The 26,061-nt window shown below is 59.6% G+C and carries 23 protein-coding genes and 4 tRNA genes; 23 read left to right on the top strand and 4 right to left on the bottom strand.

Annotated elements, in window-relative coordinates; genetic code table 11:
• The first annotated feature begins 229 nt into the window (after positions 1 to 229).
• The 18 genes from PMI37_RS17550 to PMI37_RS17635 all read left to right on the top strand — a co-directional run bounded on the left by PMI37_RS17550 (position 230) and on the right by PMI37_RS17635 (position 19,989).
• The gene (locus tag PMI37_RS17550; RefSeq protein WP_008083210.1) at positions 230 to 1,240 is read left to right on the top strand and encodes an aspartate-semialdehyde dehydrogenase; all 1,011 of its coding nucleotides are present in this window, start codon (positions 230 to 232) and stop codon (positions 1,238 to 1,240) included.
• A 208-nt stretch (positions 1,241 to 1,448) separates the two neighbouring features.
• Positions 1,449 to 4,121 carry a FimV/HubP family polar landmark protein gene (locus PMI37_RS17555; RefSeq protein WP_008083211.1) on the top strand — a complete coding sequence of 891 codons (2,673 nt, stop codon included), beginning with the start codon at positions 1,449 to 1,451 and terminating at the stop codon, positions 4,119 to 4,121.
• Positions 4,122 to 4,398: 277 nt separating this feature from the next.
• Positions 4,399 to 5,223 (top strand): tRNA pseudouridine(38-40) synthase TruA, encoded by an 825-nt coding sequence (gene truA, locus PMI37_RS17560; protein ID WP_045123178.1) that lies wholly within the window; start codon positions 4,399 to 4,401, stop codon positions 5,221 to 5,223.
• A 65-nt stretch (positions 5,224 to 5,288) separates the two neighbouring features.
• Positions 5,289 to 5,909: a phosphoribosylanthranilate isomerase gene (locus tag PMI37_RS17565; RefSeq protein WP_008083213.1), complete on the top strand. Its 621-nt coding sequence runs from the start codon at positions 5,289 to 5,291 to the stop codon at positions 5,907 to 5,909.
• A gap of 355 nt (positions 5,910 to 6,264) precedes the next feature.
• The gene (gene accD, locus PMI37_RS17570) at positions 6,265 to 7,185 is read left to right on the top strand and encodes an acetyl-CoA carboxylase, carboxyltransferase subunit beta (RefSeq protein WP_008083214.1); all 921 of its coding nucleotides are present in this window, start codon (positions 6,265 to 6,267) and stop codon (positions 7,183 to 7,185) included.
• Positions 7,182 to 8,489 (top strand): bifunctional tetrahydrofolate synthase/dihydrofolate synthase, encoded by a 1,308-nt coding sequence (gene folC, locus PMI37_RS17575; RefSeq protein ID WP_008083215.1) that lies wholly within the window; start codon positions 7,182 to 7,184, stop codon positions 8,487 to 8,489. The genes accD and folC overlap by 4 nt, the downstream gene beginning before the upstream one ends.
• A complete protein-coding gene (locus tag PMI37_RS17580) occupies positions 8,473 to 9,129 on the top strand; it encodes an SPOR domain-containing protein (protein WP_008083216.1) in 657 nt (218 codons plus the stop codon). The genes folC and PMI37_RS17580 overlap by 17 nt, the downstream gene beginning before the upstream one ends.
• Before the next feature lie 98 nt (positions 9,130 to 9,227).
• On the top strand, positions 9,228 to 9,788 hold the full coding sequence (locus PMI37_RS17585; RefSeq protein ID WP_008083218.1) for a CvpA family protein: 561 nt from the start codon (positions 9,228 to 9,230) through the stop codon (positions 9,786 to 9,788).
• Positions 9,789 to 9,829: 41 nt separating this feature from the next.
• Positions 9,830 to 11,335, top strand: a complete 1,506-nt coding sequence (gene purF / locus PMI37_RS17590; RefSeq protein ID WP_007913462.1) for an amidophosphoribosyltransferase — start codon at positions 9,830 to 9,832, stop codon at positions 11,333 to 11,335.
• Positions 11,336 to 11,408: 73 nt separating this feature from the next.
• Positions 11,409 to 12,620 (top strand): O-succinylhomoserine sulfhydrylase, encoded by a 1,212-nt coding sequence (locus tag PMI37_RS17595; RefSeq protein WP_008083221.1) that lies wholly within the window; start codon positions 11,409 to 11,411, stop codon positions 12,618 to 12,620.
• Positions 12,617 to 13,393 carry an SDR family oxidoreductase gene (locus PMI37_RS17600; RefSeq protein WP_008083223.1) on the top strand — a complete coding sequence of 259 codons (777 nt, stop codon included), beginning with the start codon at positions 12,617 to 12,619 and terminating at the stop codon, positions 13,391 to 13,393. The genes PMI37_RS17595 and PMI37_RS17600 overlap by 4 nt, the downstream gene beginning before the upstream one ends.
• A gap of 169 nt (positions 13,394 to 13,562) precedes the next feature.
• Positions 13,563 to 13,638, top strand: a tRNA-Val gene (locus PMI37_RS17605).
• A gap of 56 nt (positions 13,639 to 13,694) precedes the next feature.
• Positions 13,695 to 13,771 (top strand) — tRNA-Asp (locus tag PMI37_RS17610).
• Positions 13,772 to 13,864: 93 nt separating this feature from the next.
• Positions 13,865 to 13,941 (top strand) — tRNA-Asp (locus PMI37_RS17615).
• 473 nt (positions 13,942 to 14,414) lie between these two features.
• Positions 14,415 to 17,246: a xanthine dehydrogenase family protein molybdopterin-binding subunit gene (locus tag PMI37_RS17620; RefSeq protein WP_008083224.1), complete on the top strand. Its 2,832-nt coding sequence runs from the start codon at positions 14,415 to 14,417 to the stop codon at positions 17,244 to 17,246.
• A complete protein-coding gene (locus PMI37_RS17625) occupies positions 17,239 to 17,778 on the top strand; it encodes a (2Fe-2S)-binding protein (protein WP_008083226.1) in 540 nt (179 codons plus the stop codon). The genes PMI37_RS17620 and PMI37_RS17625 overlap by 8 nt, the downstream gene beginning before the upstream one ends.
• A 2-nt stretch (positions 17,779 to 17,780) precedes the next feature.
• A complete protein-coding gene (locus PMI37_RS17630; RefSeq protein WP_008083228.1) occupies positions 17,781 to 19,016 on the top strand; it encodes a c-type cytochrome in 1,236 nt (411 codons plus the stop codon).
• A 1-nt stretch (position 19,017) separates the two neighbouring features.
• A complete protein-coding gene (locus PMI37_RS17635) occupies positions 19,018 to 19,989 on the top strand; it encodes an XdhC family protein (protein WP_008083230.1) in 972 nt (323 codons plus the stop codon).
• Between the two features lie 130 nt (positions 19,990 to 20,119).
• Here PMI37_RS17635 and PMI37_RS17640 read toward each other — a convergent pair whose 3' ends face one another.
• Positions 20,120 to 21,403, bottom strand: a complete 1,284-nt coding sequence (locus tag PMI37_RS17640; RefSeq protein WP_008083232.1) for an NAD(P)/FAD-dependent oxidoreductase — start codon at positions 21,401 to 21,403, stop codon at positions 20,120 to 20,122.
• Positions 21,404 to 21,588: 185 nt separating this feature from the next.
• Here PMI37_RS17640 and PMI37_RS17645 point away from each other — a divergent pair.
• Together PMI37_RS17645 and PMI37_RS17650 are read left to right on the top strand one after the other, a co-directional pair.
• A tRNA-Val gene (locus tag PMI37_RS17645) sits at positions 21,589 to 21,665 on the top strand.
• Between the two features lie 168 nt (positions 21,666 to 21,833).
• Positions 21,834 to 22,310 carry a hypothetical protein gene (locus tag PMI37_RS17650; RefSeq protein ID WP_008083240.1) on the top strand — a complete coding sequence of 159 codons (477 nt, stop codon included), beginning with the start codon at positions 21,834 to 21,836 and terminating at the stop codon, positions 22,308 to 22,310.
• A gap of 51 nt (positions 22,311 to 22,361) precedes the next feature.
• Here PMI37_RS17650 and PMI37_RS17655 read toward each other — a convergent pair whose 3' ends face one another.
• Together PMI37_RS17655 and PMI37_RS17660 are read right to left on the bottom strand one after the other, a co-directional pair.
• Positions 22,362 to 22,613, bottom strand: coding sequence for a hypothetical protein (locus PMI37_RS17655; protein WP_008083242.1), 252 nt, complete (start codon positions 22,611 to 22,613; stop codon positions 22,362 to 22,364).
• 80 nt (positions 22,614 to 22,693) lie between these two features.
• Positions 22,694 to 23,053 (bottom strand): hypothetical protein, encoded by a 360-nt coding sequence (locus PMI37_RS17660; protein ID WP_008083244.1) that lies wholly within the window; start codon positions 23,051 to 23,053, stop codon positions 22,694 to 22,696.
• 507 nt (positions 23,054 to 23,560) lie between these two features.
• On the opposite strand from PMI37_RS17660, the gene PMI37_RS17665 reads away from it, so the two are divergent.
• The gene (locus PMI37_RS17665; RefSeq protein ID WP_008083246.1) at positions 23,561 to 24,016 is read left to right on the top strand and encodes a DUF2214 family protein; all 456 of its coding nucleotides are present in this window, start codon (positions 23,561 to 23,563) and stop codon (positions 24,014 to 24,016) included.
• A 212-nt stretch (positions 24,017 to 24,228) separates the two neighbouring features.
• Here the strand turns inward: PMI37_RS17665 and csrA are convergent, their stop codons facing one another.
• Positions 24,229 to 24,423, bottom strand: a complete 195-nt coding sequence (gene csrA, locus PMI37_RS17670) for a carbon storage regulator CsrA (RefSeq protein WP_003179932.1) — start codon at positions 24,421 to 24,423, stop codon at positions 24,229 to 24,231.
• Between the two features lie 249 nt (positions 24,424 to 24,672).
• Between csrA and PMI37_RS17675 the strand changes: the two genes are divergently transcribed.
• The gene (locus PMI37_RS17675; protein WP_008083248.1) at positions 24,673 to 25,041 is read left to right on the top strand and encodes a hypothetical protein; all 369 of its coding nucleotides are present in this window, start codon (positions 24,673 to 24,675) and stop codon (positions 25,039 to 25,041) included.
• A gap of 87 nt (positions 25,042 to 25,128) precedes the next feature.
• On the top strand, positions 25,129 to 26,040 hold the full coding sequence (locus PMI37_RS17680; RefSeq protein WP_008083250.1) for a siderophore-interacting protein: 912 nt from the start codon (positions 25,129 to 25,131) through the stop codon (positions 26,038 to 26,040).
• Positions 26,041 to 26,061 lie beyond the last annotated feature (21 nt).

Here is a 26,061-nt window from a genome sequence, read left to right on the forward strand (position 1 = left end):
TTTTTATGCCTGGGGTTTCTCGGGTGTTTGTACCGGCCTCATCGCTGGCAAGCCAGCTCCCACAGTGTTCAGTGTTGTACACAAGATTCATGCACAACACGGAAACCTGTGGGAGCTGGCTTGCCAGCGATGAGGCCGGTTGGGGCGCGGCAAATCCCCGGCAGAAATTGCCTGTGCGCCAGTCACCCGGTAAAGTGCCGCTCCCCCCGTTTCGCCAGAGGCTCGCACCATGACCCAGACCCTAGATATTGCCGTGATCGGCGCCACCGGTACTGTCGGCGAAACCCTCGTACAGATTCTCGAAGAACGCGACTTCCCGATCGGCACCCTGCACCTGTTGGCGAGCAGCGAATCCGCTGGCAGCTCGCTGCTGTTCCGTAACAAAAACGTGCGCGTTCGCGAAGTCGACGAGTTCGATTTCAGCAAGGTCAAACTGGTGTTTTTCGCTGCCGGCCCGGCCATCACCCTGAGCTACGCCGCGCGCGCGCATGCCGCCGGTTGCTCGCTGATCGACCTGTCCGGCGCGCTGCCGGCCGATCAGGCGCCACAAATCGTCCCTGAGGCCAACGCCAGCAAGGTCGACGGTTTGAAGGCGCCGTTCCAGGTCAGTAGCCCAAGCCCGTCGGCCACTTCGCTGGCCGTGGTGCTGGCGCCGCTGCTCGAGCTGATCGACCTGCAATCGGTGCATGTCACCGCCAATCTGGCAGTTTCCGCCCAAGGTCGTGAAGCCGTCACCGAGCTGGCGCGGCAGACCGCCGAGCTGCTGAACATGCGCCCACTGGAGCCGACCTTCTTCGATCGGCAGATGGCGTTCAACGTGCTGGCCCAGGTCGGCACGCCTGACGCGCAGGGCCACACGCTGCTGGAAAAACGCCTGGTGCGCGAGCTGCGTCAGGTGCTGGCGCTGCCTTTATTAAAGATTTCCGCAACTTGCGTTCAAGCCCCGGTGTTTTTTGGCGATAGCTTTAGCGTGACCTTGCAGTCAACGCAGCCTGTCGACCTGGTAAAGGTCAACGCGGCGCTTGAAGACGCAGCCGGTATCGAACTGGTCGAGGCGGGTGATTATCCGACTGCGGTCGGTGACGCGGTGGGGCAGGACGTTGTCTATGTCGGGCGCGTGCGCAGCGGTGTCGACGACCCGGCGGAACTTAATCTGTGGCTGACGTCAGATAACGTACGCAAAGGCGCAGCCCTAAACGCTGTGCAGGTGGCTGAATTGTTGATAAAAGACCTGCTGTAAAAGATACTTGGCAACAATTTGTCGACTGATTCTAGGTGAGCGCTATGCTTGCCCAGATTGCTTGATAACGTGTCACCCTCCGGGACTTTCCGGGGCATCAAAGAAATGATCGCGCGCGGCATGTGTCGTCGTCGCGCGCAATGCCTTACGGCAGCGGTGTTCAATATCTTCTCGCTGGCCGAGGAACGTTCAAACAAAGGATGAGGCTATGGTTCAAGTTCGCAAACTGGTGTTAGCAATAGCGGCCGCCTCGGCGCTGTCCTCCGGTATGGCGCATGCCCTCGGGCTCGGGGAGCTGACCCTGAAGTCGACCCTGAACCAGCCGCTGGTGGCTGAAATCGAGCTGCTCGACGTCAAGGATCTCACCGCTGCCGAAGTGGTGCCGAGCCTGGCTTCACCCGAAGATTTTGCCAAGGCCGGCGTTGATCGCCAGGCCTTCCTCAACGACCTGACCTTCACCCCGGTGCTCAACGCCAGCGGCAAAAGCGTGCTGCGCGTCACGTCGAGCAAGCCGCTGTCGGAGCCGATGGTTAAATTCCTCGTGCAGGTGATGTGGCCGAACGGCCGTCTGCTGCGCGATTACAGCGTGCTGCTCGATCCGTCGAAGTTCTCGCCGCAGACCGCTGACGCCGCCGCCCAACCGGCGCCGTCGCAGACCATCACAGCGCCAACCACTGGCGCCACGCACCCGACGCAATACACCACCACGCCACGCGATACCCTGTGGGAAATCGCCGCGAAGGCGCGCACCGGCGGTTCGGTGCAGCAGACCATGCTGGCGATTCAGGCGCTGAACCCGGATGCGTTCATTGGTGGCAACATCAACCGCTTGAAAACCGGTCAGGTACTGCGTCTACCGGATTCGGTACAAAGCACCGCGCTGCCGCAGTCCAAGGCAATTGCTGAAGTCGCCGCGCAGAACGAAGCCTGGCGCACAGGCCGTCGTTATGTGGCCAAGCCAGGCACTGGTCAGCAGCAACTTGATGCGACCAACCGGGGTCGTGCAAACACCGGCGCTGCCCAGAACGCTCAGGACAATCTGAGCCTGGTCTCTGCCGAAAGCGCTAAAGGTCGCGGCAAAGGCCCGGCCGGTGATGCCAAGGCGCTGAGCAACAAATTGGCGGTCACTCAGGAAAACCTCGACACGACCCGTCGTGACAACGAGGAACTGAAAAGCCGCATGTCCGATCTGCAAAGTCAGCTGGACAAGCTGCAGAAGCTGATCGAGCTGAAGAACAATCAACTGGCGAAACTGCAGGCAGAAGGGGCGGGTACAGCGCCGGCCGCCAACCCTGCCGCTCCGGCAGTGCCTGCAATCACCGCTGAACTGGCCGCTACACCGCCGGCCACTCCGGCGGACGCGGCGCCGACACCGGAATCGGCGATTGCGCCACCGGCCGAAACGCCCGCTGAAACACCGGTTACGCCAGTGGTCGAGCCGAAACCGGCAGTCGATGACGAGAAAACCTTCAATGAACTGCTGACCAACCCGATCCTGCTGGGCCTGGTCGGTGGCGGCGCAGTTGTGCTGCTGCTCTTGCTGTTGCTGCTGGCACGTCGCCGCAAAGCCCAGCAGGAAGCCGAAAAGCACCTGCGCATGGCCCGTGCCTTGTCTGAAGAGCAAGAGTTCTCCGCCGAACAGGATTTGCCGGAAAGCAGCTTCGAAGGTCTGGAAACTCCGGCGGCGAGCGTCAAGCTCAACACCCCGGCGCCAGCCCCTGCTGCTGCGGTAGTCGCGCCGATCGTGATGGCTGAGCCGATTGCCGCGCCGCTGGTGGCGCCGGCCGCCGAGCGCTCCGATGACGTACTCGACAAGGCGCAGTCGCACATCAATGCCGGTCGCCTGAACCAGGCGGCCGCGCTGCTGGAGGAGGGCGTCAGCCTCGAGCCGCAGCGCAGTGATCTGCGTCTTAAGCTGATGGAAGTCTACGGTCAGCAGGGCGACCGCGATGCGTTCGTCGGCCAAGAGCGTCAACTCGTGGCCAATGGCGACAACTTCGCCAAGGTCGAAGAGCTGAAGAGCCGCTTCCCGGCGATGGCTGTTGCCGTTGCTGCTGCCGGTGGCCTGGCCGCTGCCGCCGTGGCTGCCGAGCTGGACGCGCAATACGTCAAGGATCTGCTGCTGGATGAGCCAGAAGCACCTGCGCCGGCACCGGTTGAAGATGACCTGGACAGCGCGTTTGACCTGAGCCTGGACGATCTCGACAACATCACGCCGGTAGAGCCTGCGCCGGTCGTCGAGCCAGAAGCGCCGGTTGAACTGGATGCCCCGGTCGAGCTGGACGAATTCCCGGCGGACGACGATCTGAGCTTTGAATCGGTGCTGCAACAGCAGACCGAAATCAAAGAGAATCTGGACGACTTGTCGGACTTTGACCTGGATCTGGACCTCGGCGCCGAACCTGCTCCGGCCCCTGCCGTGGATCTGGCGGACGATGACTTCCTGCTGGATCTGGACGAGGGCGTGAAAGATCTGTCGCCGGTCGAACCGCCGGTCGTGGCTGACGTGCCGCAGGATGATCTCGAGTTGCCGGCCGATTTCGACCTGTCGCTGGCCGATGAAATGGACAGCAACCCAGCCGCCGAACCGGATGCCTTCTCGGCTGAGCTGGACGACGTCAACGCCGAACTGGATCGCCTGTCGCAAAGCATCGCCGAACCGACCTTTACCGAAGCCGATGCGGCGGTGGGTGGTGATCTGGGCGAAGATGATTTCGACTTCCTTGCCGGCACCGACGAAGCGGCGACCAAGCTCGATCTGGCCCAGGCCTATATCGACATGGGCGATAACGACGGTGCGCGTGACATCCTCAACGAAGTGTTGACCGAGGGTGACGAGAAGCAGCGTGGCGAGGCCAAAGACATGCTCTCGAGCTTGTAATCAGTCCAGCGGTAAACAAAAACGGCAACCCATTGAGGCTGCCGTTTTTGTTTGTGTCGGATTCTTTGGCGTTTGGGCCATTGTCATCGCTGGCAAGCCAGCTCCCACAGTTTCTGAGGCGCACACAAAACCTGTGGGAGCTGGCTTGCCAGCGATGAGGCCCGACCAGGCGACAGAGAACTCTCTGGCATCCCTGAACCACAGCCTTATAATGCCCGCCTTTGCAAAAACAGCAGGCTGTCCCACCTTGGCAAACATAGATAACCCGGTCGCCGAAATGGCCCCCGAGGGCTTTTACCGCGTAGCGCTGGGCGTTGAGTACAAAGGCTCGCGCTACAGCGGCTGGCAGCGTCAGCTGACCGGTGTGAAAACGGTGCAGGAAGAGCTCGAAAAAGCCCTGTCGAAAGTCGCCAATTCGCCGGTCTCCTTGCAGTGCGCCGGGCGCACCGACGCCGGCGTGCATGCCTGCGGACAAGTGGTGCATTTCGATACCACGGTCGATCGTTCGCTGAAAGCGTGGGTCATGGGCGCCAACATCAATCTGCCCCATGACATCAGCGTCAGTTGGGCGCGGGTGATGCCGGCGCATTTTCATGCGCGCTTCAAAGCTATCGCGCGGCGTTATCGCTATGTGATCTACAACGATCAGATCCGTCCGGCGCATCTCAACGAAGAAATCACCTGGAACCACCGTCCGCTGGACGTCGAGCGCATGGCCGAGGCTGCGCAATACCTGATCGGCACCCACGATTTCAGTGCGTTCCGCGCCGGCCAGTGCCAGGCCAAATCGCCGATCAAGAAGATGCATCATCTGCGCGTGACCCGTCACGGCAAGATGATCGTGCTCGACATCCGCGCCAATGCTTTCCTGCATCACATGGTGCGCAACATCGCCGGCGTGCTGATGACCATCGGTGCTGGCGAGCGCCCGGTGGAATGGATGAAAGAAGTCCTGGAAAGTCGTGAGCGCCGTTCCGGTGGAGTGACCGCGCATCCATACGGTTTGTATCTGGTGCAGGTCGAGTACCACGACGAGTTCCCGTTGCCCGAGCGTTTTATCGGCCCGCATTTCCTCACGGGCTTCTCGGAACTTGACGGCTGACGCCCACGAGCGCTTTTGTTACCATCCGGGACTTTCCCGGATTTTACCTTGGAGTTTTTCTCGACATGTCTGCCGTTCGCAGCAAGATCTGCGGGATTACCTGCATAGAAGATGCGCTGGCCGCCGTCGAGGCCGGGGCGGATGCGATCGGATTCGTGTTCTACGCCAAGAGCCCGCGTGCGGTCAGCGTGCAGCAGGTACGAGCGATCATCCAGGCGTTGCCGCCGTTTGTGACCACCGTGGGCCTGTTCGTCAACGCCAGCCGCTGCGAGTTGGGGGAAATCCTCGATGCCGTGCCGCTGGATTTGCTGCAGTTTCATGGTGATGAAGTCGCTGAAGATTGCGAAGGCTGGCATCGTCCGTACATCAAGGCGCTGCGGGTCAAGGCCGGTGATGACATTGCGGCCGCCGTTGATGCCTACCCGAGCGCCAGTGGCGTGCTGCTCGACACTTATGTCGAAGGCGTGCCCGGCGGAACCGGTGAGGCGTTCGACTGGTCATTGATTCCGCAAGCTTTGAGCAAACCGTTGATTCTGGCCGGGGGCCTGACCCCGGAAAACGTTGCGGACGCCGTGGCCCGGGTAAAACCCTATGCCGTAGACGTCAGTGGCGGGGTGGAAGCGAGCAAAGGCATCAAGGATCACGCAAAGATCCGCGCATTTATCAAAGCAGTAAAAGACAAATAGGAACCTGCAGGAACCTGCAGGAGCCTGTAGGAGCTGACGAGTGCAACGAGGCTGCGATCTTTTGATCGTAAAAAACAAGATCAAAGGATCGCAGCCTCGTTGCACTCGTCAGCTCCTACAAGCTCCTACAGAGCGGCGGTGCCGATATTGATGTGACGGCTGGCAGTCTGCCGCCGTCCATCAATGCACTTGCACAAAGCAGGCGCGGCTGAGGGTTTGTGAAGGGCACGCAGGTCATGTTTCGCGCTGACCGTGGCCATTCATCGACCATCGCCACACACATGAATTTAGCTGAAGGGCATACGCGGGGCTGCGAACCAGAGCGTTCGGGCCGCCGGTACTGGAGAAAGAAAGCATGAGCAACTGGTTAGTAGACAAACTGATCCCTTCGATCATGCGTTCCGAGGTCAAGAAGAGCTCGGTCCCTGAAGGTCTGTGGCACAAATGCCCGTCTTGCGAGGCGGTGTTGTATCGTCCAGAGCTGGAAAAGACCCTGGACGTTTGCCCCAAGTGCAACCACCACATGCGCATCGGCGCACGTGCGCGCATCGACATCTTCCTCGATGCCGAAGGTCGCAACGAACTGGGCGCCGATCTGGAGCCGGTTGACCGTCTGAAATTCCGCGATGGCAAAAAGTACAAGGATCGTTTGGTCGCTGCGCAAAAGCAGACCGGCGAAAAAGACGCACTGATCTCCGTCAGCGGCACCCTGCTGGGCATGCCGGTGGTGGTTTCGGCCTTTGAATTCAGCTTCATGGGCGGCTCGATGGGTGCCATTGTTGGTGAGCGCTTTGTACGTGCCGCCAACTACGCGCTGGAAAACCGCTGCCCGATGATCTGCTTCGCCGCTTCCGGCGGTGCGCGCATGCAGGAAGCGCTGATCTCGCTGATGCAGATGGCCAAGACCTCGGCGGTACTGGCACGTCTGCGTGAAGAAGGTATTCCGTTCATTTCCGTGCTGACAGACCCGGTTTACGGCGGTGTTTCCGCCAGTCTGGCAATGCTTGGCGACGTGATCGTCGGTGAGCCAAAGGCCCTGATCGGCTTCGCCGGTCCGCGCGTTATCGAGCAAACCGTGCGTGAAAAACTGCCGGAAGGCTTCCAGCGCAGCGAATTCCTGCTGGAACACGGCGCGATCGACATGATCATCCACCGTCAGGAACTGCGCCCGCGTCTGGGTAACCTGCTGGCACAAATGACTGGCAAGCCGACGCCGAAATTCGTTGCTGCGCCAATCGAGCCGATCGTGGTTCCACCGGTCCCTGCTGGCCTATGACCGAGCGCACCCTTGGCGAATGGCTCGCCTACCTTGAGCAGTTGCATCCGTCGGCCATCGACATGGGCCTGGAGCGTTCGCAACAGGTAGCGTCCCGTATGGGGCTGGGCCAGCCGGCGCCTCGGGTGATTACGGTCACCGGCACCAACGGCAAGGGTTCGACCTGCGCTTTCGTGGCTTCCTTGCTGCGGGCGCAGGGCCTGAGCGTTGGTGTCTACAATTCTCCGCACCTGCTGCGTTACAACGAGCGGGTGCAGCTCAATGGCGTCGAAGCCACTGACGCGCAGTTGTGCGAAGCCTTTGCTGCGGTCGAGGCCGGGCGCGGCGACACTTCCCTGACTTACTTCGAAATGGGCACCCTGGCGGCGTTCTGGCTGTTTCAACAGGCAAAACTTGACGCTGTGGTGCTCGAAGTCGGTCTGGGCGGGCGTCTGGATACCGTTAACGTGGTCGATGCCGACATCGCGCTGGTCACCAGTATTGGTGTCGATCACGCCGATTATCTGGGCGACACCCGTGAGTCCGTGGCCTTCGAGAAGGCCGGGATCTTCCGTCAGGGCAAGCCTGCCCTGTGTGGCGATCTGAATCCGCCGCAACCGTTGCTCGACAAGGCGCGTGAGCTGGTCTGTCCATTTTTCCTGCGGGGTCGTGATTTCGATCTCGGCATCACTGATCAGCACTGGCAATGGCGCGGTACCGATGCGCAAGGACAGGCAGTTGAGCTGTTTGACCTGCCCCTGCTGGATCTGCCGATGGAAAACGCCGCGCTGGCGTTGCAGGCTTACTTGTTGCTTGGTTTGCCGTGGAATCCGCAGCAGATCGTCGCTGCTTTGCAGGCGACTCGCGTGGTCGGTCGTCTCGATTGCCGCTCGTTCGAGTGGAACGGCAAGCGCCTGAATTTGTTGCTGGATGTTGGTCACAATCCGCATGCTGCCGAGTATCTGGCCCGTCGTCTGGCCTCGCGGCCGCCGGTGGGCAAACGCCTGGCGGTGTTTGGTCTGCTGGCCGACAAGGATCTGGATGGTGTTGTCGGCGAATTGAATGCTAGTGTCGAGCACTGGGCGGTGGCGCCGCTGGATTCGCCGCGTGCGCGCCCGGTGGCTGAATTGCAGACGGCATTGCAGAACCTTGGCGCCTCGGTCACGTCTTACGACAGTGTCGCGGCTGCGCTGGAAGGGCAGTGCGCCGTAGCGACCAGCGACGACGAGATTCTGTTGTTCGGATCATTTTATTGTGTCGCCGAGGCCCTTCAATGGCTGGCCCGGCGCTCCACGGAGGAAGCGGCAAATGGCTTTGCTGGATAAAGCGTACAAGCAGCGCATGGTTGGCGCGTTGGTGCTGGTGGCGCTGGCGGTAATTTTCCTGCCGATGTTGTTTACCCGTGAGGATGAGCAGCGTCAGGTGACTGTCGATGCGCCGGCCGCTCCGCAAGCGCCCGTGGTGCCACAGGTGCAAATGGAGACCGTGGCCGTGCCTGAGCCGCAAACCCTGCCGCAAGAGCCGGTGCCGACGGATGAAGAAGTCGCGCAAGACACGGCGCCTGCTGCACCTGTTGCGCCGACGCCAGCACCGACTGCGCCTATTTTGATCGCCAAGCCCGCTACGCCGCCTGCGGTGGCCAAGCCGATTCCGGCGCCTGCTCAGCCAATCACAGCTTCCTCGTCCAAGCCTGACACCACGCAAAGTCGCGTCGATGCCAACGGCCTGTCGGTAAGCTGGTCAGTGCAGCTAGCCAGTCTGTCGAGCCGCGCCAGTGCCGAAAGCCTGCAGAAAACCCTGCGCAGCCAGGGTTACAACGCCTATATCCGTTCCGCCGATGGCAAGAATCGGGTATTTGTCGGGCCGCTGATCGAGCGCGCCGAAGCCGATCGTCTGCGTGATCTGTTGGGTCGTCAACAGAACCTCAAAGGGTTTGTCGTGCGTTTCCAGCCTGAGCGCGGCTAAAAACTATCGCTTCGATTGAAATGCACTGACAATCGCAGCTTACCGAGAGGCATGCGCTCTGCTAAAATGCGCCGCCTTATCCGTCTGTAGGCTGCACTGTGCCATTTACCTGGGTTGACTGGGCGATCGTTGCAATCATCGCCATCTCCGCTTTGATCAGTTTGAGCCGCGGCTTCGTCAAGGAAGCATTATCGCTGGTGACCTGGATCATCGCAGGAGCCGTCGCCTGGATGTTCGGTGGCTCATTGTCCGAGTACCTCGCCGGATACATCGAAACCCCATCGGCTCGCGTGATCGCGGGCTGTGCCATCATGTTTGTCGCCACACTGATCGTGGGCGCAATGATCAATTATCTTATCGGCGAGTTGGTTCGCGTCACCGGGTTGTCCGGGACCGATCGATTCCTCGGCATGGCCTTCGGCGCAGCGCGTGGCGTGTTGCTGGTGGTCGTGGCGGTCGGGCTGTTGAGCCTGGGGCCGGTACAGCAGGACGGGTGGTGGAAAGAATCCCAGCTCGTTCCCAAGTTTCTATTGGTCGCCGACTGGTCCAAAAACCTGATCCTCGGGTGGAGCAGTCAGTGGCTTGCCAGCGGAATCAGCGTACCCGCTGATCTTCCGTTCAAGGAGCAACTCTTGCCGTCGGCGAAAACGCCTCAGTGAGTGTTGTTCAGTTCAGATCCATTAAGTAGGGGTTGCGTCGCATGTGTGGCATCGTCGGTATCGTCGGTAAGTCGAACGTCAATCAGGCGCTGTATGACGCGCTAACCGTGCTCCAGCACCGCGGCCAGGACGCTGCCGGTATCGTCACCAGCCATGATGGCCGGTTGTTCCTGCGCAAGGACAATGGTCTGGTGCGTGACGTGTTTCAACAGCGTCACATGCAGCGCCTGGTTGGCCACATGGGCATCGGCCACGTCCGTTACCCGACCGCGGGCAGCTCGACTTCGGCCGAAGCCCAACCGTTTTACGTCAACTCGCCTTACGGCATCACCTTGGCGCACAACGGTAACCTGACCAACGTTGAGCAGTTGGCCAAAGAGATCTACGAATCCGACCTGCGTCACGTCAACACCAGTTCCGACTCGGAAGTGCTGCTGAACGTGTTCGCTCACGAACTGGCCCAGCGCGGCAAGCTGCAACCGACCGAAGAAGACGTGTTTGCCGCGGTGACCGACGTGCACAACCGTTGCGTTGGCGGTTACGCGGTAGTCGCCATGGTGACCGGTTACGGCATCGTCGGTTTCCGTGACCCGCACGGCATCCGCCCGATCGTGTTCGGCCAGCGTCACACCGACGAAGGCGTCGAGTACATGATCGCCTCGGAAAGCGTTTCGCTGGACGTGCTCGGTTTCACCCTGATTCGCGACCTGGCCCCGGGCGAAGCGGTCTACATCACTGAAGACGGCAAGCTGCACACCCGTCAGTGCGCGACCAACCCGTCCCTGACCCCGTGCATCTTCGAACACGTCTACCTGGCGCGTCCGGATTCGATCATCGACGGCGTGTCGGTCTACAAGGCCCGCCTGCGCATGGGTGAGAAGCTCGCCGAGAAGATCCTGCGCGAGCGTCCAGAGCACGACATCGATGTGGTTATCCCGATTCCGGACACCAGCCGTACCGCGGCACTGGAACTGGCCAACCACCTGGGCGTGAAATTCCGCGAAGGTTTCGTCAAGAACCGTTACATCGGCCGTACCTTCATCATGCCGGGCCAGGCGGCTCGCAAGAAATCGGTGCGCCAGAAGCTCAATGCTATCGAGCTGGAATTCCGCGGCAAGAACGTGATGCTGGTCGACGACTCGATCGTGCGTGGCACCACTTGCAAGCAGATCATCCAGATGGCCCGCGAGGCCGGCGCGAAAAACGTCTACTTCTGCTCGGCTGCTCCGGCAGTACGCTTCCCGAACGTCTACGGCATCGACATGCCAAGCGCTCACGAACTGATCGCGCACAACCGTTCGACTCAGGACGTCGCGGATCTGATCGGCGCTGACTGGCTGATCTATCAGGACCTGCCTGACTTGATCGAAGCGGTTGGTGGCGGCAAGATCAAGATCGAGAACTTTGATTGCGCAGTGTTCGACGGCAAGTACGTCACCGGCGACGTCGACGAGGCGTACCTGAACAAGATCGAACAGGCGCGTAACGACTCCTCGAAGATCAAGACCCAGGCGGTCAGTGCGATCATCGATCTGTACAACAACTGAGTTTCTACCGGCCCTGAGGGGCCGGTTTTGTATCTGACTTTCTATTTTCGAGAACAGCGCAAGGAGTGACAGCATGAGTCAGGAATGGGATGCCGGTCGGCTGGACAGCGACCTTGAAGGCGTAGCGTTCGATACCCTGGCCGTACGTGCCGGTCAGCACCGTACGCCGGAAGGTGAGCACGGTGATCCGATGTTCTTCACTTCCAGCTACGTATTCCGCACCGCTGCCGACGCCGCTGCGCGGTTTGCCGGCGAAGTGCCGGGCAACGTTTACTCTCGCTACACCAACCCGACTGTACGCGCGTTCGAAGAGCGCATTGCCGCGCTGGAAAGCGCCGAGCAGGCCGTTGCGACCGCAACCGGCATGGCGGCGATCATGGCGGTGGTGATGAGTCTGTGCAGTGCCGGCGATCACGTGCTGGTCTCGCGCAGCGTGTTCGGCTCGACCATCAGTCTGTTCGAGAAGTACTTCAAACGTTTCGGTGTGGAAGTCGATTATGTACCGCTGGCCGGCCTGTCGGCCTGGGATGCGGCGATCAAGCCGAACACCAAATTGCTCTTTGTTGAGTCGCCGTCTAACCCTCTGGCTGAACTGGTCGACATCGCCGCGCTGGCGGAAATCGCTCATGCCAAAGGCGCGATGCTGGTGGTCGACAACTGCTTCTGCACACCTGCCTTGCAGCAGCCGCTGAAAATGGGTGCGGACATCGTCGTGCACTCGGCAACCAAGTTCATCGACGGCCAGGGCCGTTGCATGGGTGGCGTGGTCGCCGGTCGCAGCGAGCAGATGAAAGAAATCGTTGGCTTCCTGCGCACTGCCGGCCCGACGCTGAGCCCGTTCAATGCGTGGATCTTCCTCAAAGGCTTGGAAACCCTCAATCTGCGGATGAAGGCGCACTGCGCCAACGCCCAGCAACTGGCCGAATGGCTGGAGCAGCAGGACGGTATCGAGAAAGTCCATTACGCCGGGCTCAAGAGCCATCCGCAACATGAGCTGGCCCAGCGTCAGCAGAAAGGCTTCGGTGCGGTTGTAAGCTTTGAGGTCAAGGGCGGTAAAGAGGGCGCCTGGCGCTTTATCGATGCCACTCGCCTGATTTCGATCACGGCTAATCTGGGCGATAGCAAGACCACGATCACCCATCCGAGCACCACCTCCCACGGCCGTCTCGCGCCGCAGGAACGTGAGGCGGCGGGTATTCGCGACAGCCTGATCCGTATCGCGGTCGGTCTGGAAGATGTGGCGGATCTGCAAGCCGATCTGGCGCGCGGTCTGGCAGCGCTGTGATCGAGTTGTCGACGCCAACAGCAGGTACCCATGGCCGCGTTGCACTGGTCACGGGTGCCGCGCGCGGTATCGGTCTGGGGATTGCGGCGTGGCTGATCAGCGAAGGCTGGCAGGTGGTGCTGACCGATCTGGATCGCGCGCGTGGTTCGAAAGTGGCGAAGGTGCTGGGCGAAAACGCCTGGTTCATCGCCATGGACGTTGCCGATGAGGGCCAGGTAGCGCTGGGCGTTGCCGAGGTGTTGGGGCAGTTTGGTCGTCTCGATGCGCTGGTGTGCAACGCGGCGGTGGCTGATCCGCACAACATCACCCTGGAAAGCCTCGATCTGGCGTACTGGAATCGCGTGCTGGCGGTGAACCTCAGTGGGCCGATGTTGCTGGCCAAGCACTGTGCGCCGTATCTGCGCGCGCACAACGGTTCGATCGTCAATCTGGCCTCGACCCGTGCGCGGCAGTCGGAGGCCGACTCAGAGGCGTATGCGGCGAGCAAGGGCGGACTGCTGGCGCTGACGCATGCGCTGGCGATCAGCTTGGGGCCGGAGATTCGCGTCAACGCCGTCAGCCCGGGCTGGATCGATGCGCGCGATCCTTCTGCGCGTCGAGCCGAGCCTTTGGCCGATGCCGATCATGCTCAGCATCCGGCGGGCAGGGTAGGGACGGTTGAAGATGTGGCGGCGATGGTCGCCTGGTTGCTGTCGAGGAATGCCGGGTTTGTCACCGGGCAGGAATTCGTCGTCGATGGCGGCATGACCAAGAAGATGATTTACAGCGAATAGCGACCGAAGCGGCGATCCCCTATAGGAGGGAGCCTGCTCGCGATAGCGGTCTGACAGTTGATGGCATCTTGAGGAATGAAGCAATTTCGTCTTTTTTAGAAAAACTTCAATCCTGCTATTGACTTAGGTTCGCTACCTGCGTAAATTTCGCGGCCTCGGAGATGCAAACGGGTGATTAGCTCAGCTGGGAGAGCGTCTGCCTTACAAGCAGAATGTCGGCGGTTCGATCCCGTCATCACCCACCACTCCCCGAGATACTTGCGTAAGCAAGAACGTAGGCTGAAAGTGCCTGCACCGACGCGCAGCGGTAGTTCAGTCGGTTAGAATACCGGCCTGTCACGCCGGGGGTCGCGGGTTCGAGTCCCGTCCGCTGCGCCATATTGTACAAATCAGACTTGTCTGGTTTGCGATTGAAAAGCACCGAAGCTTTCAATCAAAACGAGTTACTTGAGCGCAAGCTCAAAGCGATACGCAGCGGTAGTTCAGTCGGTTAGAATACCGGCCTGTCACGCCGGGGGTCGCGGGTTCGAGTCCCGTCCGCTGCGCCATATCTGCTTCAAGGACCACTGAACGCCTTGAAGCACCGAAAGCAACCACTGGTTGATTCGGAATCGATAGCAAAGACCCTGGTCGAAAGACCGGGGTTTTTTGTGTCTGAAATTTGACCTCCGCTCCCATCACGCAACCCGGCTCCCTGTAGGAGCTGCGGCACGCTGCGATCTTTTGATCTTGATCGCAGAAGCAAGATCAAAAGATCGCAGCCTCGTTTTACTCGACAGCTCCTACATGGAATGCCTGTAACCATCATGCGGTGCCACGTCGCATTGTCTTTTTTGATTCTTTAGTCAGAAATTTGTATCTGGTTGTTTGCTGCGAGCGCAGAAACCTTTAAAGTTAACCTTTCGGTCAGCTTTGCACTGTCAACACGCCCTTCGTTTAGCCAAGAAGGGCTTCTGCAAGACTCGAGATTCCCCAGTAGATAACCAGAAGGGCGGACGTATAACCGCCCAGAGGATGATCCATGTCCAACCGTGATATATCCCGGCGCTCGTTCCTCCAGGGCGGGCTGGTGGCGGGTGTGAGCGTCACGCTCACGCCGCTCAGCAGTCAGGCGCTGGCTGCCTTGATGGAAAACAGCGTTACCGTGCCGTCCGAGAAATGGCTCGGCAACAACGGCAAGGCGCGTCAGCGTAACGACGCACTGTCCAAGGTCTGCGGCAGCAAGGTCTTTGCTCGCGACATCCGTTCCAAGGACATGCCGGGCTGGCCGGAACAGCAAGGCCACGCCATGCTGCTGAAAACCATCAAGGCTGACCGCATCTACGACGGCTATGACCTGTCGTGGCTGGGGGCCGATTTGCAGCCTGACCGCATCGTCACCGCCGCGGATCTGGACAAGGACGGCATTGTCTTCCCTGAAGAGCACGCGCCGGATCCGTTGCTGCCGGAAGGCAAAGTGCCGATGTTCATCGGTCACCCGGTGGCCATTCTGATCTGGAACGATTTCGAGCGTTTCCGTCAGGCCAAGAACAAGCTCAAATTCAATGACAAAGCGATTCGTTACGGTGCACAAGTGCCGTTCTACGAAGGCGACCCCTACGGCAGCTTCCGCTATGTGCGCGTTGGCGGCCCGACCTCGGCCGACGAAGACGAATTTGCCAGCCTGAAGGACTCGATCCTCTTTCCGATGCTGAAAAACCGTCGTCCGGTGTGGAATTCCCAGCCCAACCTGCACGGCAACCTGACCGAGCGCGGCCTGTTCTACGCCGACCGCATGAAGAAAGAGATCGACACCCCGCCTGACAACTGGCTGGTGTTCGACGAACGCTACAAGACCCCGTCGATCGAACCGGCCGCCATGGAGCCGGACAACGGCAACGGCTGGTACGACCCGAAAACCAAGACCCTGCATTTTGTGGTGGCCACCCAGTGCCCACTGGAAGCTGCGACCGAGACCGCGAAAATGATTGCGCCGTCGCGCTTCGGCCTCGACAACCTCAGCATGCACCCGGGTTACACCGTGGGTTACGGTTCCAAAGACCACAACATCTTCGTCTACTACGCAGCCCTTGCTGCGCTGTACGGCGCCGGTGTGCCGGTGCGCCTGGCCAACGACCGCTACGAGCAGTTCCAGAGCGGCATCAAGCGTCACCCGTTCGACATCCGCTACCAATTGGCCGTGGACAAGAACGACTACAGCTTCAAGATTTTCCGCGCGGAAATGAGCGTCGACGGCGGTGGCCGGATCAACTACAGCCCGTCGGTGGCTGCGGTTGGCGCCACCGCTGCGCAATCGATCTACTACATGCCGCAGAACGACCTGCAAGTCACCGCCTATCACTCGCGTGGCGTTGAAGCCGGTTCGATGCGCGGTTACGGCACCCTGCAAAGCATGGCGTCGACCGAAATGATGGTCGACGAAATCGCCAATCGCCTCGGTGTCGATGCGATCGATCTGCGTCGCAAGAACGCCCTGCGTTCCGGCATGAAAAACACCCAGGGCGCGATCCCGGCCGGTGCTTTGCGCCTGCACGAGATTCTCGATAAAGCCTCGGTGCACGAAGTCTGGAAAAACCGCGACGCAATCAAGAAACAGCGCGAAGCCGCAGACCCGGATAACTGGTACGGCGTCGGTTTTGCCATTTGCCAGAAAGACTTCGGCACCGGTTCCGAAGCGCCGATGGCCAGCATCGAATTCACCGCCGACGGTCGCATCAGCCTGCGCCACATCGGTATCGAAATCGGCACCGGTATGTCCACCTCGCAAGCCTTGGTGGTGGCCGATTTCCTCGGCAGCCCGGCGCACGAAGTGAAGACTGGCGAAACCGAATGGAAGGAAATGCAGCTGATCACCAGCGGCAACCCTTACATCATGACTCAGGCCGAGCAGGACAACTTCCTGCGCAACCCGCGTTGGGTTGGCAAATTGGCCTCGGCCTCGTCGGCGACCAACTCGGCGTACTACTTCAGCCACGCCACCCGTGAAGCGGCGCGCGTGCTGTTCAACCACGGTTTATGGCCAGCGGCGCTGGAGATCTGGCGTCAGGGGCCGTTCGGCGGCCAGGCCAACCCTTACGTGGTACGTCGCGAAGATGCGCATTGGGTCGACGGCAAACTGACGGCCAACGGCATGCAGCCATTGAGCTTCGAAGAGCTGGCCAAACGCGCTCACGAGCGTGGTCTGGTCACCGCGGCCACCGTCCACGGTTTCAACCGCTGGAGTTGGGCCGAGGCTGAGTACAGCATCGACGGCGTGCGCGAGCGTCTGCCGCTTGACGGTCTGGCGGTGAAGTACGGCGACGGTGCGCCGAAAGCCAAGCAAGCGCTGATGAGCACGGCCGGTTTCCACCTGTTGGATCGCCAGAACATCAGTTACCCGGCGACTCAACTGAACAACGCCGCCGTGACCTACTACAGCCCGGTCGCCACGCTGGTCGAGCTGAAGGTCAACAAGGGCTCGGCCGAAGTCGAAGTGCTCAACCACCATTCGTGGGTCGAGTGCGGCCGTGTGCTGGTCGAGGAGCTGGTCAAGGGCCAGATGGAAGGCGGTATCGCCATGGGCATCGGTCACGCCTTGATGGAAGAGATGCCGCTGTACGAAGGCGGGCCAGGGGAGGGTGACTGGAACTTCAACCGTTACCGTCTGCCGATGGCGCGTCATGTTGCCGTGTGGAAACAGACGTCGGAGATTCTCCCGGCACTGTCGCCAAGCGATCCGTCCAAAGGCATCGCCGAAGTGGTGATGATCCCGATTGTCGGTGCCATCGGTAACGCCGTGGCGCATGCCATCGGCAAACGTGTTCGCGATCTGCCTATCACTCCAGCGCGCATCAAGGAGGCCCTCAATGGCTAACCGTCCGCTTCAACTGACCCTCAATGGTCAATCCGTCGGCCCGGTGGACATCCCTGATGACCTGCCGATGATCGACTACCTGCACGAATACAAAAACCTCACCGGTTCGCGTCTGGGCTGCGGCCAGGGCATCTGCCACGCTTGCGTGGTGATCGTCGACAACGCGGACGGCACCAGCGAAGAAGTGCGCACCTGCATCACCGGCGCGCATTATTTCGAAGGCAAGAAAGTCCGCACCATCGAATCTCACGCCAAGCGTGACGAGAGCGGCCAGGTCACCGAGCTGAACCCGATCCAGCAACGCTTCGTCGACGAGTTCGCTTTCCAGTGCAGCTACTGCGCCCCGGGTTTCGTCAATGCTGCGACCGTGCTGGTCGAGAAGCTGCAGCGTCAGCCGATCGTCAAAAGCCAGTTGGAAAAAGTCATCGAGGACAGCCTCGGTCATCACGTCTGCCGTTGCACCGGGTACGTGCGTTACTACAACGCCACCCGCAACGTGCTCACCGATCTCGGCCTGGTCAAGGAGGGTTAAGCATGAAGCTTTTTCTGACCCGCCTGACCCTGGCGGTCGGCCTCGCTGCGCCGGTGTTGTTTGCCCACGCTGATGATCAGGTCAAGCGCGGCGAGTACCTCGCCCGCGCCGCTGACTGCATGGCTTGCCACACCGCTCCGGGTGGCGCGCCGTTTGCGGGCGGCCTGCCGATCGTCTCGCCGTTCGGCACGATCTACGGCACTAACATCACGCCGAGCAAAGAGCACGGCATCGGTTTGTACAACGATGACGAGTTCTTCGCTGCGCTGACCGAAGGCAAGCGTCGTGACGGTGCGAACCTCTATCCGGCGATGCCGTACACCTCGTACCACCTGATGCCGCGTGCAGATTCGGACGCGATCCATGCGTACCTGAAAACCATCGAGCCGATCGAGCGTGCAGCCCCGGTCACCAGCCTGAGCTTTCCGTTCAACGTGCGCCCAGGCCTGATCGGCTGGAACATGATGTACGGTAAAGCGTTGAAGCTGGAGCCGGCCGAAGGCAAAAGTGACGCCTGGAAACGCGGCCAGTACATGGTCGAAGTCCTCGGCCACTGCGGCGAATGCCATACGCCACGCGGCCTGCCGGGCGCGATGCAGTTGGACAAGCGCCTGACCGGCGGCATCCTCAATGGTTACCTGGCGCCGAGCTTGTTGGCCACCGATCTGGCCGCTCGCGGCTGGAACGAGCAGGATCTGGGCACGTTCCTCAAGCACGGCATGAGTGCGCAGGGGACGATGTTCAACGAGATGTTCCCGGTGTTCCACAACAGCACGCAAGGCCTCAGCGATCCGGATCTGGCGGCGATGGCGACGTTCCTGCTCGGCGACAAACCGCTGGCAGCGAAAACGCTGGTTGAAGTGCCCGTGGACAAACTCAGCGCCAGTGCCAAGCGCGGCCAGCAGGAATACCTGAACGTCTGCGCCGGTTGCCATGCGGTCGGTGGCGAAGGCAAACCGCACATCGCGGTGGCCATGCGCGGCAACACCACGTTGCGCCTGGAAGACCCACGCAACCTGTTGCGCGTGATCGAAGACGGTATCGGCGAGCAGAAGTTCTCCGGGTTCGAACACATGCAGCCGATGCCGGGTTTTGCCGACAAGCTCAGTCCAGAACAGCTGACCGATCTGCTCAACTACCTGCGTCAAGGGTGGGGAGGGCAGTCCGCCGAGCTGGCAGTCAGCGAGGTGCAGAAGCTGCAAGCCGACGCACCGTCCATCGAGCACAAGGCCCACTGACATGCAGCATCTCGATCTACAAGTGGTGCGCCGGGCGCTGGAGTGGTCGGTGGCGGGGCAGCGCATCTGGCTCTGCACCGTGCTGACCACTTACGGCTCGGCACCGCGTGCGCCAGGTTCGCTGCTGGCGGTGAACGATGGCGGGCAGTGGATCGGGTCGCTGTCGGGTGGTTGCGTCGAGGAAGACTTCCTTGAGCGTGTCGCCGAAGGTGCGTTTCTCGATGCGGTCAGCGTCGTGCGCTACGGCGAGGGCGACGATCCGCGTTCGCGGGTCAGCCTGCCCTGTGGCGGCATTCTCGATGTGCTGGTTGAGAAATTTGACGCCGACTGCGAGGTGCAGGCGCATCTGCGTGAACTGGAGTCGGCGTTGCTGGGGCAGCGTCGCTTGATTCGCGAGGTCGATCTGGCCGGTGGTGCGCGTAGCCTGTTCGCTGATCGCGAGCAGGGTGCGCGGATCGAGCGCGAGATCGATCGGGTGCGGATTCGTGTCGGCGCGGCGCAGCGCTTGTTGCTCGCCGGCTATTCCAGCGTGGCGCAGGCGTGTGCCGAGTTCGCCGTTGGCCTCGGGTTTGAAGTGATTCTTTGCGATCCGCGCGACGAAGTGCTCGAAGGTGTGGTGCTGGATGGTGTGGAGATTCGCCGGCAATTGCCTTCGGTGTTTATCGCCGATGGCGGCTGTCACCGTGATACGGCAGTTGTCGCGTTGACCCATGATCCACGCATCGATGATCTGGCGATGATGGAAGCGGTGCGCACCGAAGCGTTCTACATTGGCGTGATGGGTTCGCTGCAGACGTCACAGAAGCGCTTTGAGCGGTTGCGTCGAATCGGTGGGCTGGGGGAGGCTGAGTTGGCGCGGATTCACGCGCCGATTGGTCTTAACCTCGGCAGCAAGACGCCGGCGGAGATTGCCTTGGCGGTGCTCGCCGACATTCTGCGGATTCGTAGCGGCATCGCCCGCGACCAGCTCTGATTAAGTCATAGACGCATTTGTGGCGAGGGGATTTATCCCCGATGGACTGCGTAGCAGTCCCATTTTTTGGGGCCGCTGCGCGACCCATCGGGGATAAATCCCCTCACCACAGGGTTTCCATAGCTCGAATTTAAAAGCCGTACTTATCCCGCAACCCGTAATACCAAGCCCCCAACGCCGCAAATGGCGTGCGCAACATCTGCCCACCCGGGAACGGGTAATGCGGCAAATCCGCAAAAGCATCAAAACGCTCAGCCTGCCCGCGCAACGCCTCCGCCAGCACCTTGCCCGCCAAATGCGTATACGTCACGCCATGGCCGCTGCAGCCCTGCGAGTAATAAATGTTGTCGCCCAAACGCCCCACTTGCGGCAAACGCGACAGGGTCAGCAGGAAATTGCCCGTCCAGGCGTAATCAATCTTCACATCCTTGAGCTGCGGAAACGCCTTGAGCATTTTCGGGCGGATGATCGCCTCGATATTCGCCGGATCGCGCGCGCCATACACCACGCCGCCGCCGAAGATCAGGCGTTTGTCGCCGGTCAAACGGTAGTAATCGAGCAGGTAATTACAGTCTTCAACGCAATAGTCCTGGGGCAGCAGCGTTTTCGCGAGATCGTCACCCAGCGGCTCGGTGGTGATCACCTGCGTGCCACAGGGCATCGATTTGGCCGCCAGTTCCGGCACCAGATTGCCGAGGTAGGCGTTGCCGGCGACGATAATGAATTTCGCGCGCACTCGGCCTTGGGGCGTGTGCACCACCGGGTTGGCTCCGCGCTCGATGCGCACGGCAGGCGATTGTTCATAAATAGTGCCGCCGAGCGACTCAACCGCAGCTGCTTCACCGAGCGCCAAGTTCAGCGGATGAATATGGCCACCGCTCATGTCGAGCATGCCGCCGATATATTGATCACACGCGACCACTTCGCGAATGCGGCGCTGATCGAGCAGTTCCAGTTGCGTTTGGCCGAAGCGCTCCCAGAGACGCTTCTGCGATTCCAGATGCCCCATCTGCTTGCCTGTCAGTGCAGCGAACACGCCGCCGTCCTTCAAGTCGCACTGTATGTTGTATTTCGCCACGCGCTCGCGAATGATCCGGCCGCCTTCAAACGCCATCTGCCCGAGCAATTGCGCCTGCTTGGGGCCGACGCTGCGTTCGATCACGTCGATGTCACGGCTATAGCTATTGACGATCTGCCCGCCATTACGCCCGGAGGCGCCGAAGCCGACCTTGGCCGCTTCCAGCACGGTCACGCGAAAACCGTTCTCCAGCAGGAACAGGGCAGAGGACAGCCCGGTGTACCCGGCGCCGATCACGCAGACGTCCGTCTCCACATCACCCTGCAAGGCAGGGCGGGGCGGTACGGCATTGGCCGACGCCGCATAATAAGACTCGGGGTAAGGAGTGTTCGCCATCCTGCAGCCTCTGTGTTTAATATATTTTACGAGTGCGGCGATCCTACCCGAGTTGAAAAACCTCCGCCAGCCACCGGAAATCCAATGCCGCCGGGCCGAAATTAAATATTTTGCATATTCATAGGGTTAGGTGAAAAAAAGGTGTTGACACCCCTCCGGAATTCCGTAGAATGCCGCCTCACAGCAGGCACGTAGCTCAGTTGGTTAGAGCACCACCTTGACATGGTGGGGGTCGTTGGTTCGAGTCCAATCGCGCCTACCAAACAAAATCCGCTCTGCTGGGCGGTCTAGAAGGGCTCACCGAAAGGTGGGCCCTTTTTTGTTGTCTGCGATTTGCAAAACTTTTGCAAAACATCCCACCTGATGTTTCTGTTAGAGCATTTTCAACTCTGCAGAGCGTCAAGGCACAGCAAGTAAATGGAGAGATGAAATGGAGCTTCGCAGCGAGTTAATGCCGCCTGTGCTGGATGAATCCCTGGTTGCCCGGCTGACCAAGCTGGCGCAAGAGATTGATTGCGGGCACCCCGAGCAGACGCTGAGTCAATTGGCGCAATTCAATCGTGAGGCCATGACCGAACTTGAGTTCATCGACTTCCAGGGCATTTATGGTGGTCAGGATCACGATACGTGGGTTCGCAAGATCCTGGCCACGCCTTACGAGCAGCGCGTGGCGGACATCACCAGGCAAGAGTTGATCGAACTGGCTCGCAGGGTCATGGAGGGCGATGGCGCCGATCATGACGTCGAGTTCTGGCTGAGCATGCTGGAAATCAATATTCCGAATGAGCGGATATCGGATTTGATTTTCTGGCCAGACGAATACTTTGACGATGTCAGTTATTCGCAGGTGCTGTCCCCGGAGCAGGTGATCGATTTCGCCTCAAAGGATGGACAGGCCACACTGTGAAAATGCTCGCCACCAGCCTGTGTCCCGTGAGCGCGGGTGTGCAGGGCGGGTCTACGGACACTTGAAGTCCCAGGCCTCAACGACCAGTTCTTGAACCTCTTCGCCCGTCGTCGAGATGCCCAGGCATTCGCTGTTTTTTTGGTAATGGAATTCGCAATATTGCACGCCTTGGGTGCATCGCTCGATTTCTACAATGCCGATTCTTTCCAGTTCTACGGCAGTGCCAACGGGTTGCAGCTCTTTTGACGCGCTTGGCTGCCAGCCGTGTTTGATCAATGCTTTTCGCGCGGATAGAAACGGCATGCCTGTTTCAATCGGGATGTCGGTTGCGCAGGTAAGCGCGCTGGAGAAACAAAGCAGGATGCAAGCGCCGGGGAGGCATCTCACTTTTCAAGGTTTTCCTGTTCTACGTCAGGGCATTCAAAGTTCCACGAATAAATTCTCATGTCCTTGATCTCTTCCCCGACGGTGCCTACCCCCAGGCAGGTGTTGTTTTTGGTGTAGTTGAAGATGCAGTACTGAACGCCCATGGAGCAGGATTCAACTTCAACAAAGCCTTTTCTCATTAGGATGTTTTCGACACCGTATTCGCCAGAATAGGTTTTGTTAGGTTTCCAGCCACTTTGCAGCAGTGCTTTTCTCGCGCTGACAAACGACATGCCTTCTTTGATAGGCACATCGGTCGCGTTGGCGAAGAGGCTGATGCAGCACAAGAAGCTGATGAGCAGGGTTTGGTGTTTCATTTTTCGCGACCATCAATGCTTGTGGGGTTCTGGCGCGGCTTGCGTGGATTGTGCAGGCCTCCACGACGAATGAAGGGCGAGGGCGTCCTGTCCATAGGCGAAGAAGTTTTCAATGTTTACCGTCCGTGTAAATTTGCGCGGGAATAATCCTCCTGCGCGGAAGCGGTGGTCAACAACTCTTACACTGTCAGATCGGTTGTTTTTTGACCGTCTGTCGCCAGCGTCCTTTTAAAAAGTGTGGATATTGAATGACTTACGATGATTATTAACCGACCGGTTATCAAAAATAAGTTGTTACACGTCGATTGATTCAGTAACATTCGCCCCGCGTTCACCACCACGGTTTATGCATTTTTAAATCCCAAGCTTCCATCAGCTGCTTGGGATTTTTTTTGCCTGCGATTTGGCATTTCTACCGTCGTCCTGACAATTGCGCACGGGCAAAACCATTCTTTTTCAACTACTACTGACTGGCCGATTTTCAACTCTTTGCGCAGGAGTGTGTCGATGCTGGTTCACTGGTCGCTTGCTGCTATTCATCTACTGGCGTTTGCCCTGGGGTTCTGGGCGGTGCTCACTCGAGGTAGCGCATTCAGTCGCCTGGCGGCTGGGACGGCGGATGCCGGTCGTGTACTGATCGCCGATAACCTATGGGGTATTTCTGCCGTGATTTTGCTGATCACCGGTGGAATGCGTGCCTTCGGCGGTTATGAAAAGGGCACTGACTATTACCTCCACCAGCCGCTGTTCCACCTGAAGATGACGCTGTTCGTGCTGGTTCTATTGGTCGAGCTCGCACCGATGATCACGTTGATCAAATGGCGCATTGCCTCAGCGCGGGGCACGGCGTTCGATACCTCTCGGGCAAAGTTGTTTGCGCGAATCAGTCATGTTGAAGCGCTGTTGTTGGTGCTGATCGTGATTGCAGCGACTGGGATGGCGCGCGGCATGACATTTGGCTAGGAGGGCAAATTCGCTGAGTCCTATCGGAAATGTCCGACAGCCAGACTCAATAATGGCGGGTAGTATCGCCGGCAACAGGAGGGGGGGTGAAGGGGCTCATGTGTCAGGCGCCGTGCCCAAGGGGATTGGGAAGCGGGTGGCAATACGGCGCGTGAATCTTTAGCCAGTCATTACGCGCAGGTAAAAGAACTGGCTACTGACTGCAATGTGGCTCAGGGCGTTTGTGGCTTGTCCGGTGCGGTCAGGCCAGCCTGAATGCGCTGATAAATTTCTTCACGGTGCACGGCAACGTTTTTTGGAGCGTTGATGCCGATGCGGACTTGTTGGCCGCTTACGCCGAGGATGGTGATCGTAATGTCATCACCAATATTTATGCTTTCACCGACTTTGCGGGTGAGTATCAGCATGGTCTTCTCCTTGATTGCTTTGTAGGGCACCTGATTCAGACAGTGCAGAGGTCGGTGGTACGTATAGATTAGTGCGAAGTCTCACGGTTTGGGTGCCTCTTTCTGACGCGCAGATGCGGCATTAATTCCCAGGGCGTAACTATACAGAGGCTGCAATCATCAATCTCGTTGTTTTGTGCCCATTTGCGGGGCTCGCGAAGTATTTTTGAATGTTAAGATCGCCGCTTTGAGAATTTCGAGGAAAGCGTTGTGCGCAAATTGGTCTGGGTAGTCGCGGCACTGGTTTTGGCCGGTTGTGGTGAAGGCAAGAGTGTAGACGTGCCGAAGCCGAAAACGGCAGTGACAGCAGCGCCTGCGGTGGCCTCTGCTCCGCAGTGGGATCTTGAGGTGCGCGGTGAAACGCCTCAAGCGGTCAGCGACTTGAGCGGCTGGCTGATCGAGCATGCCTTCGTGCCCACAGTCATCAAGGACAGCAGCGGCAAGACGCGCATTCTGATTGGCCCGTTCAATTCCCAGGCCGAGGCTGAAGCACGAAAGGTGCAAGTGGACGCAGCCTTGGTGAAGGCGAAAAAGCAGAACGTTGAATCGGTGCTGGTCGAGCATCCGCTCACCCCGTAAGCGGTCCGTTCGGCGGAGCTGCCTAAAGGCAATCAAACGCGATTCGTTCCTATTGGAGTCGCTGATGATTTCCACAAGGAGCTCCCCATGGCCTCCGCCAATCCGTACAAATTGTTCGACGTTGTTCTGCACCGTAAAACCCAATTGAGCCCGCACATGATGCGGATCACGCTCGCCGGTTCCCCCGTCAACGAAATGGCCACTTGGGCGCCGGATCAGCGGGTGAAGCTGTTTTTTCCGGCCGCTGACGGTTCGCAATCAAGTCTCGCCCAGGAAGAGGGCTGGTACGCTCGATTCAAGTCCATGCTCGCCGATCGGCGTCCCGCGATGCGCACCTACACCATCCGCCATCTGCGCGCCGAACAGGGCGAAGTGGATATCGATTTTGTCCTGCACGGTGAAACCGGTCCGGCCTCACGTTGGGCATTGCGTGCGCAGCCAGGCGATTCGATGCAGATTCTTGCCCCTGACAATCATTTTTCAGCGCAGGAAGCCGGCGGATTCGAATGGAAGCCCCCGCAAATCCTCAAACAATCACTGTTGGTTGCTGACGCCACGGCGCTGCCGGCGGCCATGGGCATTCTTGATGAGTTGGCGGCGCTTGCCGAGCCGCCGCAGGTGCAGGCCTTTTTCGAGGTGGACAGCGCCCAGGACATGCTTGCCGTGCCGGACTGGCCGGGGTTGTCGGTGCAATGGTTGATTCGCGATCAGGCAAATGAAACGGCCGCCGGAACACTGATGGTGGAAGCCGTGCGTGAGGCGACCTTGCCCGTCCATTTATCGCCAGCGGGGCGTGCAATCGAGTTGGCCGATGTCGATATCGACAAAGACATTCTCTGGGAAATTGCCGATACCGCCCCTGAAGGATTTTACGGCTGGATCGCTGGTGAGTCGGCAGCGGTGATGAGTTTGCGCCGGTACCTGATCAAGGAATGCGGCATCCCGCGCGAGTCGCTCAACCTGATGGGCTATTGGCGTTACAACAAGGTCGGCAGCTAGTCACAAACGAAAAGGCCCCGA

This window comes from Pseudomonas sp. GM80 (genome assembly GCF_000282515.1).
Classification (GTDB): Bacteria; Pseudomonadota; Gammaproteobacteria; order Pseudomonadales; family Pseudomonadaceae; genus Aquipseudomonas.

Excerpts from the sequence above, each read along its gene's own strand:
- folC (WP_008083215.1), top strand. The coding sequence starts at position 7,182 with ATGACCGAGCGCACCCTTGGCGAATGGCTCGCCTACCTTGAGCAGTTG.
- PMI37_RS17620 (WP_008083224.1), top strand. The coding sequence starts at position 14,415 with ATGTCCAACCGTGATATATCCCGGCGCTCGTTCCTCCAGGGCGGGCTG.
- PMI37_RS17550 (WP_008083210.1), top strand. The coding sequence starts at position 230 with ATGACCCAGACCCTAGATATTGCCGTGATCGGCGCCACCGGTACTGTC.
- PMI37_RS17625 (WP_008083226.1), top strand. The coding sequence starts at position 17,239 with ATGGCTAACCGTCCGCTTCAACTGACCCTCAATGGTCAATCCGTCGGC.
- PMI37_RS17640 (WP_008083232.1), bottom strand. The coding sequence starts at position 21,403 with ATGGCGAACACTCCTTACCCCGAGTCTTATTATGCGGCGTCGGCCAAT.
- PMI37_RS17680 (WP_008083250.1), top strand. The coding sequence starts at position 25,129 with ATGGCCTCCGCCAATCCGTACAAATTGTTCGACGTTGTTCTGCACCGT.
- accD (WP_008083214.1), top strand. The coding sequence starts at position 6,265 with ATGAGCAACTGGTTAGTAGACAAACTGATCCCTTCGATCATGCGTTCC.
- PMI37_RS17635 (WP_008083230.1), top strand. The coding sequence starts at position 19,018 with ATGCAGCATCTCGATCTACAAGTGGTGCGCCGGGCGCTGGAGTGGTCG.
- PMI37_RS17650 (WP_008083240.1), top strand. The coding sequence starts at position 21,834 with ATGGAGCTTCGCAGCGAGTTAATGCCGCCTGTGCTGGATGAATCCCTG.
- PMI37_RS17595 (WP_008083221.1), top strand. The coding sequence starts at position 11,409 with ATGAGTCAGGAATGGGATGCCGGTCGGCTGGACAGCGACCTTGAAGGC.
- purF (WP_007913462.1), top strand. The coding sequence starts at position 9,830 with ATGTGTGGCATCGTCGGTATCGTCGGTAAGTCGAACGTCAATCAGGCG.
- csrA (WP_003179932.1), bottom strand. The coding sequence starts at position 24,423 with ATGCTGATACTCACCCGCAAAGTCGGTGAAAGCATAAATATTGGTGAT.
- PMI37_RS17565 (WP_008083213.1), top strand. The coding sequence starts at position 5,289 with ATGTCTGCCGTTCGCAGCAAGATCTGCGGGATTACCTGCATAGAAGAT.
- PMI37_RS17665 (WP_008083246.1), top strand. The coding sequence starts at position 23,561 with ATGCTGGTTCACTGGTCGCTTGCTGCTATTCATCTACTGGCGTTTGCC.
- PMI37_RS17580 (WP_008083216.1), top strand. The coding sequence starts at position 8,473 with ATGGCTTTGCTGGATAAAGCGTACAAGCAGCGCATGGTTGGCGCGTTG.
- PMI37_RS17555 (WP_008083211.1), top strand. The coding sequence starts at position 1,449 with ATGGTTCAAGTTCGCAAACTGGTGTTAGCAATAGCGGCCGCCTCGGCG.
- PMI37_RS17630 (WP_008083228.1), top strand. The coding sequence starts at position 17,781 with ATGAAGCTTTTTCTGACCCGCCTGACCCTGGCGGTCGGCCTCGCTGCG.
- PMI37_RS17655 (WP_008083242.1), bottom strand. The coding sequence starts at position 22,613 with ATGCCGTTTCTATCCGCGCGAAAAGCATTGATCAAACACGGCTGGCAG.
- truA (WP_045123178.1), top strand. The coding sequence starts at position 4,399 with ATGGCCCCCGAGGGCTTTTACCGCGTAGCGCTGGGCGTTGAGTACAAA.
- PMI37_RS17660 (WP_008083244.1), bottom strand. The coding sequence starts at position 23,053 with ATGAAACACCAAACCCTGCTCATCAGCTTCTTGTGCTGCATCAGCCTC.